At 63.3% G+C, this 16129-nt stretch carries 16 protein-coding genes; 10 read left to right on the top strand and 6 right to left on the bottom strand.

Annotation, left to right across the window (positions count from 1 at the left end):
- Positions 1–265 precede the first annotated feature (265 nt).
- The gene (locus tag EOA24_RS08270) at positions 266–1255 is read left to right on the top strand and encodes a sugar-binding protein (RefSeq protein ID WP_126081911.1); all 990 of its coding nucleotides are present in this window, start codon (positions 266–268) and stop codon (positions 1253–1255) included.
- 70 nt (positions 1256–1325) lie between these two features.
- Here EOA24_RS08270 and EOA24_RS08265 read toward each other — a convergent pair whose 3' ends face one another.
- Positions 1326–2429, bottom strand: a complete 1104-nt coding sequence (locus EOA24_RS08265; RefSeq protein WP_281059494.1) for an NAD(P)-dependent oxidoreductase — start codon at positions 2427–2429, stop codon at positions 1326–1328.
- Here EOA24_RS08265 and EOA24_RS08260 point away from each other — a divergent pair.
- Together EOA24_RS08260 and EOA24_RS08255 are read left to right on the top strand one after the other, a co-directional pair.
- Entirely contained in the window at positions 2413–3309 is an 897-nt protein-coding gene (locus tag EOA24_RS08260; RefSeq protein WP_126081913.1) for an NAD(P)-dependent oxidoreductase, read from the top strand. The two genes, EOA24_RS08265 and EOA24_RS08260, sit on opposite strands and share 17 nt — an antisense overlap.
- Positions 3310–3446: 137 nt before the next feature.
- Positions 3447–4187, top strand: coding sequence for a FadR/GntR family transcriptional regulator (locus tag EOA24_RS08255; RefSeq protein ID WP_245463336.1), 741 nt, complete (start codon positions 3447–3449; stop codon positions 4185–4187).
- 22 nt (positions 4188–4209) lie between these two features.
- Here the strand turns inward: EOA24_RS08255 and EOA24_RS08250 are convergent, their stop codons facing one another.
- Complete coding sequence (locus tag EOA24_RS08250) at positions 4210–4503, bottom strand: DUF3175 domain-containing protein (protein WP_126081915.1); 294 nt, start codon at positions 4501–4503, stop codon at positions 4210–4212.
- Between the two features lie 251 nt (positions 4504–4754).
- Between EOA24_RS08250 and EOA24_RS08245 the strand changes: the two genes are divergently transcribed.
- The 7 genes from EOA24_RS08245 to EOA24_RS08215 all read left to right on the top strand — a co-directional run bounded on the left by EOA24_RS08245 (position 4755) and on the right by EOA24_RS08215 (position 12714).
- Positions 4755–5981 (top strand): MFS transporter, encoded by a 1227-nt coding sequence (locus EOA24_RS08245; protein WP_127258054.1) that lies wholly within the window; start codon positions 4755–4757, stop codon positions 5979–5981.
- A gap of 167 nt (positions 5982–6148) precedes the next feature.
- Positions 6149–7177, top strand: a complete 1029-nt coding sequence (locus tag EOA24_RS08240) for a LacI family DNA-binding transcriptional regulator (protein ID WP_126081917.1) — start codon at positions 6149–6151, stop codon at positions 7175–7177.
- A gap of 293 nt (positions 7178–7470) precedes the next feature.
- On the top strand, positions 7471–8595 hold the full coding sequence (locus tag EOA24_RS08235; protein WP_126081918.1) for a sugar ABC transporter substrate-binding protein: 1125 nt from the start codon (positions 7471–7473) through the stop codon (positions 8593–8595).
- Positions 8596–8670: 75 nt separating this feature from the next.
- Entirely contained in the window at positions 8671–10215 is a 1545-nt protein-coding gene (locus tag EOA24_RS08230) for a sugar ABC transporter ATP-binding protein (RefSeq protein ID WP_126081919.1), read from the top strand.
- Positions 10212–11192 (top strand): ABC transporter permease, encoded by a 981-nt coding sequence (locus EOA24_RS08225; protein WP_126081920.1) that lies wholly within the window; start codon positions 10212–10214, stop codon positions 11190–11192. The genes EOA24_RS08230 and EOA24_RS08225 overlap by 4 nt, the downstream gene beginning before the upstream one ends.
- A complete protein-coding gene (locus EOA24_RS08220; protein WP_126081921.1) occupies positions 11189–12175 on the top strand; it encodes an ABC transporter permease in 987 nt (328 codons plus the stop codon). The genes EOA24_RS08225 and EOA24_RS08220 overlap by 4 nt, the downstream gene beginning before the upstream one ends.
- Before the next feature lie 35 nt (positions 12176–12210).
- Positions 12211–12714: a gluconokinase gene (locus tag EOA24_RS08215; protein ID WP_245466992.1), complete on the top strand. Its 504-nt coding sequence runs from the start codon at positions 12211–12213 to the stop codon at positions 12712–12714.
- Between the two features lie 12 nt (positions 12715–12726).
- Here the strand turns inward: EOA24_RS08215 and EOA24_RS08210 are convergent, their stop codons facing one another.
- The 4 genes from EOA24_RS08210 to EOA24_RS08195 all read right to left on the bottom strand — a co-directional run.
- Positions 12727–13872: a hypothetical protein gene (locus EOA24_RS08210; RefSeq protein WP_126081923.1), complete on the bottom strand. Its 1146-nt coding sequence runs from the start codon at positions 13870–13872 to the stop codon at positions 12727–12729.
- A 139-nt stretch (positions 13873–14011) separates the two neighbouring features.
- Positions 14012–14461 (bottom strand): Rrf2 family transcriptional regulator, encoded by a 450-nt coding sequence (locus EOA24_RS08205; protein WP_040970141.1) that lies wholly within the window; start codon positions 14459–14461, stop codon positions 14012–14014.
- Between the two features lie 251 nt (positions 14462–14712).
- Positions 14713–15699, bottom strand: a complete 987-nt coding sequence (locus EOA24_RS08200; RefSeq protein WP_126081924.1) for a sulfate ABC transporter substrate-binding protein — start codon at positions 15697–15699, stop codon at positions 14713–14715.
- A gap of 205 nt (positions 15700–15904) precedes the next feature.
- The coding region (locus tag EOA24_RS08195) for a TOBE-like domain-containing protein (protein WP_189353882.1) at positions 15905–16129 on the bottom strand (225 nt) is incomplete at its 5' end.

Raw genomic sequence — 16129 nt, 5'->3', positions numbered from 1 at the left:
AATAGGAATTGACCGTTGGCGAAAAGCCGATATTAGCTAGCCTCGGAGGAATAATTTGCCCACCGAGCGCGCATAGGGCGGAAGGGGCAAATGGCTTGACGATCAAGGATTCGGCTGCGCCAGTATTGGCTCAACGGATCGGCAAATGCTTATCAGTCCGGCCCGGAACACGAGCATTGGGAAGATGCTCAACATCGTTCTTGCGCATCCGGTCTGATCGGTGTGGCGGGCACGCGGTGTCCGTCTGTTTCAAGGGAGGACTGACATGAGGAAAACACTTTTGCTTGCCGCCGTCGCCGCCATGGCGTTGGGCGCCGGGCCGGCTTTGGCCAAGAAACAGCTCGTCATCGTCGTGAAGGGGCTCGACAACCCGTTCTTCGAAGCCATCCATCAGGGCTGCGAGAAATGGAACAAAGAGAACGCCAGCTCGGAATATGAGTGCTTCTATACCGGCCCGGCATCGACCTCGGACGAGGCCGGTGAAGCGCAGATCGTGCAGGACATGCTGAGCAAGCCCGACACGGTCGCGATGGCGATCTCGCCGTCCAACGCGCCGCTGATCGCGCAGACGATCAAGAGCGCCAATCCGTCGATCCCGATCATGACGGTCGACGCCGACCTTGCCAAGGAAGACGCCGCCCTTCGCAAGACCTATCTCGGCACCGACAACTACCTTATGGGCAAGAAGATCGGCGAGTACATCAAGAAGGCCAAGCCGAATGGCGGCACGGTCTGCACCATCGAGGGCAATCCGGCGGCCGACAACATTCTGCGCCGCGCGCAAGGCATGCGCGACGCGCTGACGGGCAAGGAAGGCCTCGCGGCACTTGCCGGCGAAGGCGGCTGGACCGAAGCCCCCGGCTGCCCGGTGTTCACCAATGACGACGGCGCCAAGGGCGTGCAGGCGATGACCGACATCCTTGCAGCCAATCCGAAGCTCGACGCCTTTGGCATCATGGGCGGCTGGCCGCTGTTCGGCGCCCCGCAGCCCTATCGCGACCTGTTCAAGCCGATGGCCGACAAGATCGCCAAGAACGAGTTCGTCATCGGCGCCGCCGACACGATCGGCGACGAGGTGGCGATCGCCAAGGAAGGCCTGGTGACGGCGCTGGTCGGCCAGCGGCCGTTCGAAATGGGCTATAAGGCGCCTTCGGTGATGCTCGACCTCATCGGCGGCAAGAAGGTCGACGATCCGGTCTTCACCGGGCTCGACGAGTGCACCAAGGAAACGGCCGACACCTGTATCCAGAAGTAGGCTGCATCGAAACCGTCGAAAAAACAGGGGGCGCCCACAAGGCGCCCCCGCACTTTTCCTGGAATTGCTCTTAGATCTTCTGCTTCACGCCGTCCCTCGAAGGCATCAGGTCGACGCCGTTGAGCTTGCCGATATGGGTGGCGAGCATCGGTACATATTGTTCGGCGGGGCCGGCGGCATGCGCCGTCGCAAAGGAATTCTTGGTTGCGTTGCCGAGCGGGTTGGCGATGCCGGCCGCGCCAGCCATCGATTCCAGATAGGTCAGGTCCTTGAAGGCGTTGGCGATGGTGAACTTGTGCGCGTCGCGGTCGCCCTCCAAGGTCCAGCGCATGAAGGTCTGGTAGAAGCCGCAATCCATGCGGCCGTTGCGGATGACGCTGTCGAAGCGCGCTGGCGAGATGCCGACCTTCTGCGCCAGCGCCAGGGCCTCGGAATAGATCGCCGCATAGCCCAGCGAGACGAAGTTGTTGAGCAGCTTCATGCGATGGCCGTCGCCGGTGTCGCCGATATGGACGATGCGGCCGGCCCAGGTCTCGATCACCGGCTTCAGCCTGGCGAACACCGCGTCCGGCGCGCCGACCATGGCGTCGAGCATGCCTTCCCAGGCTTCCTTCGGCGTGCGGCTGAGCGGCGCGTCGACATAATCGATGCCGAGCGCCTTGAGCTCGGCGGCGAGCGCCACGGTTGAGACCGGGTCGGAGGTCGAGCAGTCGACGACCACCGAGCCTTGCTTCAGGCCTTCCTTCAGCCCGCCGGGGCCGCGGATGATCGCCTCCACCTCGCGCGAGCCGGTGACGCAGATGAAGACGATGTCGGAAGCCGCCGCCACCTCCTTGGAGGTGGCCACTTCCCTGGCGCCGCGTCCCAAAAGGTCTTCCGCGGGCTTGCGGTTCTTGCGGCCAAGGAAGGTCAGCGGATAGCCCTTGTCGACGATGTTCTTAGCGATGCCGTGCCCCATCAGGCCTAGGCCGATGAAACCGATATTCTCGCGGGCAGCGGTGGTGCTCATGTCGTCTCTTCCCTGTCTTTCGTGGTGATGGGCGCCCGCGCGGCGGGCGTTTGTCGAGCAGGTTTCCGCGGATCGCGGTTGGCAAGCGATTGCGGAATACCTTATTGTCTGACAATACACATAATTCCTGAGCCTTGTGGAGAGCAAAATGACGAAGCGGATCATGTTCACCGGCGGCAGCGGCAAGGCCGGCCGGCATGTCGTTCAGTATCTGGTCGAACATGGCTGCCAGGTGCTCAATATCGACACCAGGCCGCTCGACAATCCGAAGGTGCGCACGCTTATCACCGACATCACCGACAGCGGGCAGGTGTTCAATGCGCTGTCGAGCTATATGGGCCTGCACGAATTCGATCCCTCACTGAGGGCCCAACCGGTCGACGCCGTGGTGCATTTCGCGGCGATCCCGCGCATCATGATCACGCCGGACAACGAGGTGTTCCGCATCAACGCGATGGGCACCTACAACGTCATCGAAGCGGCGGTGAAGCTCGGCATCCGCAAGGTCGTCATCGCCTCTTCGGAGACCACCTACGGGCTGGTCTTTGCCAACGAGCCGCGCAATCCCACGCATTTTCCGCTCGACGAGGACTATGACGTCGACCCGATGGACTCCTACGCGCTGTCGAAGATCGTCAACGAGAAGACGGCGCGAGCTTTCGCGCTGCGCAGCGGCGCCGACATCTATGCGCTGCGCATCGGCAACGTCATCGAGCCGCATGAATATTCGCTCTTCCCGAAATGGTTCGCCGATCCCGGCTTCCGCAAGCGCATCGCCTGGAGCTACATCGACGCGCGCGACCTCGGCCAGATCACCCTGCGCGCCATCGAGAAGGACGGCCTGGGCTACCAGGTGTTCAACGCGGCCAATGACGATACCTCGTCGGACCTGCCGACGGCGGAATTGTTGAAGCGCTTTTATCCAGGCGTGCCGGTCAACGCTGAACTCGGCGAATATGAGACGCTGCTATCCAACCGGAAGGCGCGCGACGTGCTCGGCTTCCGGCCTGAGCACAGCTGGCGCAAATACGTCAAAACCGCCTGAGGCGAGGCCAAATGCCGGTTGATCTGTGCACATCTCAGCAGGTTGTAGCTAAGCGGGCCTGCCGTGCTTGACAGCCCCTGAAAACGGGATTTTCTGAACCTATGCGGGACGCGAAGCCGAACAACGAAAAAAAGCCGATGAAGACGGCGGCCGCGGAGCGTCCAGCCGGCTTCCGCCGGGCCGACGCGCCACGCATCCCCGGCGCCAGCGTGCACACCTCTCTGGCCAGCGAGATCGGGCTTCGCATCGTGCGCGGCGATTATCCGCCGGGCACCATCCTGCCCAATGAAGCGAAATGGTCGGAGACCTTCGACGTCAGCCGCTCGGCGGTGCGCGAGGCGATCAAGATGCTGATGGCGAAGAGCCTCCTGGCGTCGCGACCCAAGATCGGCAGTTGGGTCGAGCCGAAGGAACGCTGGAACCTTCTCGACCGCGACGTGCTCGCTTGGTACGCGACGTCGCCGGATCGCGAGGTGTTCCTGAGGACAGTGCAGGAATTCCGCCATATCATAGAGCCAGAGGCGACGGCCTTCGCGGCGATGCGGCGCACTGACGAGCAGATGGCCGAGATCAGCCAGGCCTGCCGCGAGATGGGCGAGGCCACCAACCTGCAGGAGCGAACCCGCGCCGACACGCGCTTCCATCTCGCAATCCTCAGGGCCTCGGGCAACGACCTCCTGGTGCCGCTGGGCGTGCTGATCGAATCCGCCTTCGACCATCTTTTCGCATACACGACGCGCGAGTTGGACGATCTGCAGCATGTCCAGAAGCTGCATGAGGCGATTGAGAGGAATATCCGCCTGAAGAGACCGGACGCGGCGCGCAACGCGGTCCGCAAGTTGTTGGCCAACACCGACGAAGTGATCCAATCGCGTTAGGGTCTGCCCCGACCTGGCAGATTTAATGCTGATCCTGCTTCTCTCGGCCGAAGGCGACGCGCAACTCATCCTTCGCCTTTTCCAGCACCTTCTTGCGCTCATCAGGCAGGTTCTTGCCGGCGCGGTTGATGTAGAAATTCAACATCGACATGGCGGATTGGAACGGCTCCGCCTTGCGACGGTCGCTGTGCTCGGCCGAGCGCTTCAGCGAGGCGGCGATCTTCCTGGCGTCGTCGGATTCAAAGACGTGCTCCTCGAGATCCAGCGCATCGCTGTGCTCGGTCACGTCGGCTGACCATTTCTTCTTTGCGGTCATGGCGAAACTCCTTGCCAGAGCGGTTCACCGGTTTGCCGCTGAACCGCTCCATCTCTTTGTTTCCAGCAATTCCGGACGGAAAACCGTTAGACACTTTTCCTGGAATTGCTCTGAGGCAAAACTCCAGGAAATGAGACGGGTTCCCGGTTCTGGTGCCACGGATTGGCCGGTCGTGGCGCTGCTCGGCCCGGCAAATGCGCCGATAGTGGAGGCCGAACCGCGGACTTCCGAGAACAGCGGACAGGAACGCCTTGACGACGATCTCCAGCAATGCAGCGCCCCCGGGCATAGACAGCGCTTATGCCTGGACGAGGCTGGCCATTTCCGTGTTGCTAGCGACCATTGGGGGTGTCGGCATGTGGGCGGTGGTCGTCGTTCTGCCGGCGGTCCAGGCCGAGTTTGGCGTCGATCGCGCGGCGGCGTCGATGCCTTACACCGCGACCATGGTTGGCTTCGCGGCCGGCAATGTGCTGGTCGGGCGCGCCATCGATCGTGTCGGTTACTGGATCCCGGCGCTTGTTTCCTCAACGGCGCTGGCTGCCTGCTTCCTGCTGGCGTCGCTCTCCGATTCAATCCTGCAGTTCACCTTCGCCCAAGGCTTGTTGATCGGGTTGGGGACATCGGCGATTTTCGGACCGCTGATCGCCGACATCTCGCACTGGTTCAATCGCCGGCGCGGCGTTGCGGTGGCCGCGGCTGCGTCCGGCAGCTATCTCGCCGGAACGGTCTGGCCGGCGATCATACCGCCGCTGATGCGGGCGGAGGGCTGGCGCTTCACCTATCTGGTAATCGGCATCGCGTGCCTGGCGACGATGGTGCCGCTGGTTCTGATGTTGCGCCGGCGTGCTCCGGTGGTCGTCGCAGGCTCGCCAGGCACGCGCCTGGTCCAGCCGATCGCATTGTCGCCGGCTGCACTTCAGATGCTGCTGGTGATAGCTGGTCTCGGCTGCTGCGTGGCGATGTCGATGCCGCAGGTGCATATCGTCGCCTATTGCCTGGACCTCGGCTATGGCGTCGCGCATGGCGCCGACATGCTCTCGATCATGATGGCCGCCGGCGTCGTCAGCCGCCTCGCTTCCGGCTTCGTCGCCGATCGGATCGGCGGGGTGAGGACCTTGCTGATCGGTTCGGTTCTGCAATGCCTGTCGTTGTTCTTTTACATTCCCTTCGACGGGCTCGCCTCGCTCTACATCGTCTCGCTGGTGTTCGGCTTGTCGCAAGGCGGCATCGTGCCTTGCTACGCGATCATCGTGCGGGAATACATGCCCGCCAAGGAGGCTGGCCAACGCGTGGGCATCGTCATCATGGCGACCATTTTCGGCATGGCTATCGGTGGCTGGATGTCGGGCTGGATCTACGACCTCACCGGTTCCTATTCGGCCGCCTTCCTGAACGGGATTGCCTGGAACCTGCTCAACATCCTGGTGATGCTTCTGGTGTTCTGGAAGGCAAGACGCAGCGTCATCGTCGTGGCCTGACGGGCTGGTGCCGGCGCTTTTGCAGGAAGACGCCTCGGCTTGACAACAAATCGCGGCTGCGCGACGCCAAGCCAAATGAACGCGGTACGGGCCTGCGAGATGGCGACACCAAGATCAATGGCATTGCGGGCGCGCAGCGGGCGGGATTTGCCGCACGGGGCTTGCCCTTGAGCAAGCCGCGCTCCCGCCGCGGCGGCGGCCGTCCGACCATTGCCGATGTCGCGCGCAAGGCGGGTGTCGGCGCGATCACGGTGTCGCGCGCGCTGCGCGAGCCCGGACGGGTGTCGGAGGACCTTCGCCGGCAGATACAGGCAGCGGTCGACGAACTCGGCTACGTGCCCGACCCGAACGCGCGCGCGCTTGCCTCGGCGCGCGCCGAGGTGTTCGGCGTACTGGTGCCTTCGCTCACCAACAACGTCTTCGCCGAAGTCGTGCGCGGCATCTATGACAGTCTCTCCGACAGCCCGTTCCGCATCCAGATCGGCAACACGCATTATTCCGGCCTGGAGGAAGAGCGGCTGCTGCAGGTCTTCGGATCGCAACGTCCGGCGGCGCTGATCGTGGCCGGCATCGACCAGACCCCCGGCGCGCGACGACTGCTGGAGAATGCCGGCTGCCCTGTGGTGCAGGTGATGGAGACCGGGCCGGACCCGGTCGACATGATGGTCGGCTTCTCGCATCTCGACGGCGGCAGGACGGCCACCGAGCACCTTCTGCAGGCCGGCTATCGCAAGATCGGCTTCATCGGCGCCAGGATGGATCCGCGTTCGCAGCGGCGCCTTGCCGGCTACCGCGCCGCCATGGAGGCTGCCGGGCTGTTCGATCCGCGGCTGGTCACCACGACGCCGGTGCCGTCAAGCGTGAGCCTCGGGCGCGAGCTGTTCCGTGACGCACTGGCCAAGATGCCGACGCTGGACGGCGTGTTCTGCAACAATGACGATATCGCGCTCGGCGTTCTGTTCGAATGCCGTCGCGCTTCTATCGACGTGCCAAAACAGATCGGCATTGTCGGCTTCAATGATCTCGACATGATGCAGGTTTCGTTTCCCTCGATCACCAGCGTGCGCACGCACCGCTATGAAATCGGCACACGATCCGTCGCCATGGCGCTTGCGGCGATCGCCGGAAACCGGCCGCAACAGCGGATCGTCGATCTCGGTTTCGAGCTCATGCGGCGCGAGAGCACCGCGCGTTGAAGAGCCTGGAAAAATGTTGAAGGCACCGCTTTACAGCCAATCATGGTAGCGCTACCATTTGTCTGTAAATCGACATTTGGCGGGATTGGAGGCTGTTTATTATACATAAGCAACAGTCCTTGCTTGTTTATTATGTATAATATGATAGTTTTCTAAATTGCCAGGAACACTGAGGGGGAGAGGAGGATCAGGGCGACGTGGGTCGTCCCTGTGGGCGTGTTTGGTGGGCGGAGGGTGCCGACCGTGAGCGCCAGGATTCATCACAAGCAGAACTGCAACTGGGAGGAATATCGATGATCAAGTCACTCGTTGGCGGCGTCATTGCCGCCACTGCATTCGTCATGCTGGGTTCGTCGGCGATCGCCGGACCTGAAGTGGTCAAGGGACCCGCGGCAGAGCCGGACTGCTTTGCGCCATGGGCGGCCGACACGCAGTTTTTCAAATTTCCGAAAAAAGACGGTCCTTACCGCATCGCGCTTGCCAACGGCTACATCGCCAACACCTGGCGCATCCAGATGATCCAGACGGCCAAGGCCTATGCGGCGCAGCCGGATGTCGCCAAGAAGCTCAAGGAATTCAAGGTCGTGTCGACCGGCGAGGATGTGCCGGCGCAGATTTCGGCGATCAACAACTTCATCGATTCCGGCTTCGACGCGATCGTCGTCAACGCACAGAATCCGACCGCCTTCGGGCCAGTCATCAAGCGTGCCAAGGAAGCCGGCGTCGTGCTCGTTGCCTTCGACAACATCCTCGACACCAAGGATGCCATCAACGTCAATGTCGACCAGAAGGGCCTGGGCGAGCTCTGGGGCAAATGGCTGGTCGCGCATGTGCCGAATGGCGGCAAGGTGCTCGAAGTGCGCGGCGTTGCCGGCACCTCGGTCGACACCGATCGCCACAACGGCATCCACGAGGTGCTCGATGGGTCGGGCAAGAAGTGGGACGTCACCGAGGTCGTCGGCAAGTGGGATGACGGCGTGGCGCAAAAGGCCACGGCCGATGCCATCGCCACCAGCGGGCCGTTCGACGGCGTCACCGGGCAAGGCGGCGACACCGGCATCGTGCAGGCGATGATCGACGCCAAGCATCCCTTCGTGCCCTTCGGCGGCGAGACGGAAAACGGCTTCCGCAAATTCTGCGCCGCGCACGCTGCCGATGGACTGAAATGCTCGTCCGCCGGCACCGGCCCCGCACAGGTGGCGGTTGCCATCAAGACCGCGATCTCGGCGCTCGAAGGCAATGTCGTGCCGCAATCGGTCAAGTTGCCTTTGGCTATCGTGGAGGACCCGAACTTCAAGGCCGGCCAGGACTACTTCCCGGACCAGTCCGACAATTTCTTCGTCGGCAATTCCTTCCCGACCTGCGGCATCAATTTCACCGCGCAGGAAATCATGGGCCAGACCAAGGAAAACAAATAGTCTGACCGGACGGTGCCGCGGCGAGCTCGCGGCACCGTCCTCCTGTTCTCAACTCGAAACGGCCAGGGAGGGCTGATGGACGGCGCGGCTCCGCTCTTCCGCATGGAAGGCATCTCCAAGCGTTATGGCGGCGTGCGGGCCCTTGAAAAGGCCGACCTGACGGTCACTGCCGGCGGCATCCACGCCATTCTGGGCGAGAACGGCGCCGGCAAATCGACGCTGATCAAGGTCATGGCCGGCGTCGTGGCGCCCGACGAAGGCACGATGACGCTCGATGGCCGCGAAGTGAGCTTCGCCTCGCCGGCAGCAGCCAATCAGGCCGGCATCGTCTGCATCTTCCAGGAACTGTCGCTCATCCCAGAATTGAGCGTCGCCGACAACATCGTCATTTCCGATCCGCCGAAACGCTTCGGCATGATCGACCGCAAGGCGCAGCGGCGCATTGCGGAGGAAGCGCTGGCACGCGCCGGGGCTTCCGACATCCATCCCTGTGCCCTGGTCAAGGATCTGCCGCTGTCGCGCCGGCAGATGGTGGAGATCGCCAAGGCGCTGGCCCGGAAACCGCGCATCCTGATCCTCGACGAGGCGACCTCGGCGCTGACGGCGGCGGATGTCGCCAAGGTCTTCGAGGTGCTGAAGCGGCTGCGGTCAGAAGGACTGGCGCTGCTCTACATCTCGCACCGCATGAACGAGATCGCCGAGCTCGCCGACCACTGCACGGTGTTCCGCAACGGCCGCAACGTCGCCAGCTACCCCGCCGGCTCGAAGAGCGACAATGAAGTGGTCGAGCTGATGATCGGCCGCGAATACAGCCATATCTTCCCGCCGAAACCCGGTCCAACTGCGGCCGCGACGACGGTTCTCGAAGCGCGCAGCCTCTCCTGGGCCGACCGGCTGGACAATATCTCGTTGAGCGTCAGGGCAGGGGAAGTCGTGGGTCTCGGCGGTCTCGATGGACAGGGGCAGCGCGAATTGCTGCTTGCTTTTTTCGGCGTGCTGCGCGGCCTTTCAGGCGAGATCCTGATAGACGGCAAGCCGGTTTCGATCGCCAGCCCGACCGCGGCAAGCCACGGCCGCATCGGCATGGCGCTGATCCCCGAGGATCGCAAGACCGAAGGGCTGATGCTGCCGATGACGGTGCGTGAGAACCTGTCCTTCGCGGCGCTCGACAGGCTTTCGAAAGGCGGCATCATCGATCGCGTCGCCGAGCAGCGGCTGATCGACGACATGGTCGGGCTCTTGGCCATCAAGACAGCGGGTCTCGACATCCCTGTCGGCGCGCTCTCCGGCGGCAACCAGCAGAAGGTGGTGATCGCCAAATGGCTGATGCGGCAGCCGCGCATCATCCTGCTCAACGATCCGACGCGCGGCATCGATGTCGGCACCAAGCAGGAGCTCTACCAGCTGATGCGCAAGCTGGCCGACGCGGGCGCCGCGATTCTGTTCTATTCGACCGACTATGACGAGCTGATCGGCTGCTGCGACCGCGTGCTGGTGCTCTATGACGGCGCGGTCAAGCGCGAGCTGGTCGGCGCCGAGATCACCGAGCACGCGCTGATCGCCAGCGCGCTCAACATCCATGGCGAAGGTGCCGGGCCGAAGCAGGGAGTGGGCGCGTGAAGGACTGGCGCTACTGGCTGGCCGAGCAGCGCGGGACGCTGCTGGCATTCGGCATCTTCATCGTCATGTTCGCCATCTACAGCGGCAACCATCCGGCCGGCTTCACCGCCAATGTCGTGCAGACGGCGGCCAACAAGGGCGTGCTGCTGGCCTTCGTCGCCATGGCTCAGACATTGGTGGTGATCACCGCAGGCATCGACCTGTCGGTCGGCATGATCTTCGCGCTCACCAACTGCATGGCTTCATGGCTGGTGATCGGCACCGGCCTGGAGACGGCGTTTGGCGTGCTGGCTGTGCTCGGCACCGGGCTCATCTGCGGCGCCGTCAACGGCGCGATCGTCATCTACGGTCGGCTGCAGCCGATTGTCGCCACCATAGCCACGGGCGCCGTCTTTTTCGGCTTGGCGCTGCTTTTGCGACCGGTTCCCGGCGGTTCGGTCAATGAGGACCTTGCGGATTTCCTGACCGGGCGTTTCTTCGGCGTCGTGCCGGCGAGCCTCGTGGCGCTGCTGGTCATCGTGCTCGTCGTCTGGGTGCCGTTCAGCCGCTCCGAATTCGGGCGCGCCGCTTATGCGGCCGGTTCATCGGAGACGGCGGCTTACATGTCGGGCGTGCCGATCCGCAGGGGCAAGTTCCTGGCATACACGCTTGCCGGCCTGCTTGCGGCCATCGGCGGCCTGTTCCTGACCTTCTTCACCTATACGGGCGAGGCGGCCTATGCGAGCGGCAACGCCTACACGCTGTTCTCGATCGCCGCCGTCGTGCTCGGTGGTGTTTCGCTGTTCGGCGGCAAGGGCAGCGCCATCGGCGCGATCTTCGGCGCGCTCGCCTTCCGCACCATCGGCGACCTCTTGTTCGTCTTCGACTTCGATCCGCTCTGGCAGCCGCTGTTCCAGGGCGTTATCCTATTGATCGCGGTCAGCCTCGGCGCTTTCGCGCTGTTTCGGGTGCGCAACCGGCTGGAGTGGTTCCTGTGAGCGAAACGACCATCGGCGGCATCGCCGGCCGCATGCCCAAATTTCTGCGACGCGCCGATCCGGCTGTTGTCACCTCCTTCGCCTGCATTGTGATCCTGCTCCTGCTCGGCAGCCTCTATTCGCGCAGCTTCCTTTCGCCGGAATATCTGCTGCAACAGTTGAAGGTCGCGTCCTTCCTCGGTGTCATCGCCACCGGCATGATGCTGGTCATCCTGCTCGGCCAGATCGATCTGTCCGTGCCGTGGTCCGTGGCCACAGGCGCGATGATGGCCTGCGCGGCCGCCGCCTACGGATCGCTCGGCGTCGCGTTGGCCATTCCTTTCGGGGTCCTGTGCGGCGTCGCGATCGGCCTCGTCAACGGCATCGGCGTCGCCTATCTGCGCATTCCCTCGATGATCATCACCTTGGCCACCAATGCCGTGGCGCAAGGGCTGATGGTTGTCTATACGGGCGGTTTCTCGCCACAGGATTCGGCGACGGCGGCGATGCGCTATCTGGCAACCGGTTTCACCATCCCGGGCGTTCCCAACGCCGTCATCATCTGGGCGCTGATCGGCGCCGCGATGGTCTTCGTGCTGACCCGCACCAGCTTCGGCCGCGCCGTCTACGGCATCGGCAATCGCGAGCGCGCCGCCTATCTTTCCGGCATCGACACGCGCCGTATCGTGCTGATCGCCTTCGCCGTCTCCGGCGGCCTATCGGCTTTTGGCGGCGTGCTTCTGGCCGGCTATGCTTCAAAGGCGGCGCAGTCGATGGGCGACGCCTATCTGCTGCCGTCGATAGCCGCCGTCGTGCTGGGCGGCACGTCGATCCTCGGCGGGCGCGGCTCCTATCTGGGCACGGTTGCGGGCGTGATCCTGATCACGCTCCTGCAATCCATCCTCTCAGTCATGCAGATGCCCGAGGCGGGGCGGCAGATCATCTATGGCGTCGTCATCGTCGCCATGCTTCTGCTCTACGGGCGCGCGCCGGCAAGCCGCTGACCGTGGATGAGGCAAGCGCAAGACCGCAGCTTCGCATGACCGATCTTCGGACGGCGCCGGCCATCGTCGTGATGGGCGTTGCCGGTTGCGGCAAGACGGCCGTCGGCGAAGCGCTTGCCGGGGCTCTTGGCGCCGACTTCATCGAAGGCGACCGGCTGCATCCGCCGGAGAATGTGGCGCGCATGGCGCGCGGCGAGCCGCTGACGGATGCGCTGCGCGAGGGCTGGCTCAACGCCATCGGCGCGCGCATCGCGAGTTCCGTTGCCGAAGGGCGGAATGCGGTGGCGGCGTGCTCGGCGCTGAAGCGGACGTATCGCGACAGGCTGAGCCGCTTTTGTCCGGAGGTCGTCTTCCTTTACCTCAAGATCGATCGCGAGACCGCCTGGCGACGGGTCGCCAATCGCAAGGGTCATTTCATGCCCGCAAACCTGGTCGACAGCCAGTTCGCCACGCTGGAAGAGCCTGCCGCGGACGAGCGGGCGGTGACGGCCGACGGGACGCGAAGTGTCGCCGGGATCGTAAAAGAGATCATCCGCTAGATCGGTTGGTATTCATGCGCCGTCATTGCCGATTGCGGCCTCGGTTGGCCGCTCGGTCAGCCGCGTGGCGCTCGACCAGGCCATCATCTGCTCCGGACAGAGTTTGAGCGTTTCCAGCATATGGTCGCGCTTCGACAGGATGTATCCCGCCTGGACCGCAAGGTTCTTCGCCGCTGTGTCCCCCGCCGGCAATGCGGGCGCTTGCGTGCCTGCGCTCAGCTCGCTGACGATAGCCCGGTACTGGCGGAAAGGGATCGTCTCGATCGTCGCCATATGAAACAGCGCAGCACCCGCGCGTGCGGCGAAGTTTGCCGGCGCCGAGGCGAGGTGGGTCCAGCCACGTTCGCCCATGGCGGCCTCGGCGAAGGCGGAGCCGGCATAGATGGTGTTGGTCATCAGCACCACGCCATTTGCTTTCAGGACCTTCTGGATGCGCGTGGTGACCTGGTATGCGTCGGTGCGCTCAAAGACGATTCGGCTTTTCAGGAAACGGTTCTCGACCTTGACCAATGGCGGATTGATGACGCGCAAGCCGAATTCGCTTGGCGAAAGACCGTGGTACCGCGCGCTTACCTGATGGGCATCGACGCCGGCCTCATGCAAGGCGCGCTTGCCCATGATCGTCTGCGCCGTGAACTGGTCGCACCATATGATGACGCCGCGCCCGTTGCGCAGGGCTTGGTGTAGAGCCTCGAGGCCTTCGAGGCGGATCGCCGGCGACCAGCGCCAGCCGGCAACGAGATGCGCAGCAAGCGTCAGCCGCCGGCGGTGAACGGCGGCAAGCTGCGCTTCGAACATTCTTCGCGTGTCGACAGTGTCGCCGAGCACCGCCTTCACCGCTATGTCGTAGCGGGCGAACTCCTTGCGGAAATGCCGCTTGCGCCGGAGCCCCGACACCCGGCCGCAGATGGGTTCCCACGACGAGACCGGCAGCAGCGCCGCGACGCCAAGATAGAAACAGGACAGCAGGCTCTCGCGCAGGTCCCGATTAGCGAAGCGGCGCAGTTTTCCGGGGCGGATTACCTTGCGGCTGAAGAAGCGAACGGTTTCGTTGCGCTCCGGCACCGGCACGTCGGCGATGATCTCGGTGCGATAGATGTCGTTCGACGTTGGCTGCCGGCTGGCCCTGCGGGAATTGCCAAGCCAAGGCAGCCTCATGCGTCAGAGCCCCGTTCCACTTTTTAGATGGAGCATGATCTTGTCCGAAAACCGGTACCCACTTTTCCGGATCGTGCTCCGCTTTACTGCGTCGAAAGCAGACAAGCAAGCAAGGGGCCTCTGTCGAGGGCGAGCCGTTTCAGATCTGCGAAGTGAGCTCTGCCGGGAAATCGTCGTTGTCGGCGTCGCGCATGGCAGCGAGGCTGCGGTTGTCCAGCACCTCGGCGATTGCCTGGCGCACTTCCAGCATCATGTGGCGGACCTGGCATGTCGCCTCGTCGCAATCCTCGCAACGCTGGTATTGGGTGCGGCTGGCGCAAGGGATCGGCGCCAGCGGTCCGTCGAGCACGCGCACGACATGGCCGATCTTGATCTCGGAAGCGGGCCGGGCGAGGCGATAGCCGCCTTCCTTGCCCTTGCGGCTCTGGACGAAGCCGGCATTGCGCAGCTCGCCCAGGATCGCATCCAGGAATTTCTTCGGGATGTTGTTGGCGACCGCAATGTCGTTGACGAATGCAAGCTGGCCAGCCGGCAGGCTGGCAAGATGCACAAGGGCCTTGAGGCCGTATTTGCCTTTTTTGGTCAGCATGCCCGATTCAATTCATCAAACCCCAATCGCCCTGCATCTGGCGGTTGTTTGTGTGCAAATCATGACAGTTTGACCGTCGAACGCCCTCTGGCCCAACAATTTGCCGGTGCAGCTTAGGCACAAACGCGTTGATTCTTCGTAACGTTTTTCACGTTGGGGCCGCGATTTCCCCCGCGAACTCATGCAGCCCCGCTTACAAGAAGAAAGCCGGCAAAGCCGGCCTCCTTGCGCTTCCTGATTGTGGAGCCCTTTCAGCGGGCGCCATAGGCCTGATCGAGCAGCCCGCCTGCGGCAAAATGCTCTTTCTGAACCTTGTCCCAACCACCGAATACCTCATCCACCGTCAGCAGGCGGACGTCCGGGAAGTCGGCCTTGTGCTTGGCGGCGACCGTCGCATCGCGAGCCCGCAAGCCGTTCTCGGCGGCAATCTCCTGGCCATCCGGCGTGTAGAGGAAGTCGAGATAGGACTTGGCGAGATCGCGGCTGCCATGATCGTCGGCGACCTTGTCGACGATCGCCACCGGGAACTCGGCCAGCAGGCTGACCGAAGGGGTGACCTGTTCGAACTTGTCGTCGCCATATTCCTTGCGGATGCCGCGCGTCTCGGACTCGAAGGTGATCAGCACGTCGCCGATCTCACGCTGGACGAAGGTGGTGGTGGCGGCGCGGCCGCCGGTGTCGAAGATCGGAACGTTGTTGAAGAGCTTGGTGATGAACTCCTTCACCTTGGCATCGTCACCCTTGAAGGCCTCCTTGGCGTAAGCGGTGGCGGCGAGATAGGTGTAGCGTGCATTGCCCGATGTCTTCGGGTTTGGGAAGATCACCTGCACGTCGTCACGCACCAGATCGTTCCAGTCCTTGATGTGTTTCGGGTTGCCGGCGCGCACCAGGAAGGAGGGCAGGGAAAAGAAGGGCGACGCGTTGTCCGGAAAATCCTTCTGCCAATCGGCCGAGACGAGGCCCTTCTTGACCAGGAAGTCGACGTCGGTGACCTGGTTGAAGGTGACGACATCGGCGGCAAGACCTTCGGCGATGGCGCGCGCCTGCGCCGAGGTGCCGGCATGCGACTGATCGATGGTGACGCCGGGATGCTTGGCGATGAAGGCCTTGTTGATGTCGACGAACAACTCGCGGCCGACATCATAGGATGCATTCAAAAGTTTGTCGGCCGACCAGGCTTGGGAGGACGCGAGGACGAGACCGGCAACAGCTGCGATGCCGAGCAATAGACGCTTCATGAAAACAGGCTCCTTGGAAATGAATGAAGCTATAGCGAGACCATAGTCGGGAATGCCTGAAGCGACGAGGCACGCGCTCCGACAGGCGGGGGAGGGTCTAGAAAATATCTCGCCGAAACAGCTCTTTGCTAGGATTTTCTTCCAAGCTGACTCTTGAACAGCGCCAGACTGGGGCGCTGGAGCAGGAGTCAGGGCCAAAGGTAGCTCAGGCGGTGGGGAAAAGCTTCCAGCGCCGCGGCCTGAAGGCGACGCGGCTCTTCTGCGCGGCGGGATGGTCGACCGGAAGCTCGATCTCGACGCGCTGGCGCTCGCCGCCGATCTCCAGCTCGACGCGCCTTGTGCCTGCGACGCGGCGGCTGGCGGCGACCGTGCCGGCTATGCAGCCGCTGCAGCCGTCGAGCAGATCGACATCATGTGGGCGGAAGTAGAG

Source organism: Mesorhizobium sp. M2A.F.Ca.ET.039.01.1.1 (assembly GCF_003998035.1).
Lineage (GTDB): Bacteria > Pseudomonadota > Alphaproteobacteria > Rhizobiales > Rhizobiaceae > Mesorhizobium.
The sequence above is the reverse complement of the archived record's forward strand: the minus strand, read 5'-3'. Positions and strand labels throughout refer to the sequence as shown.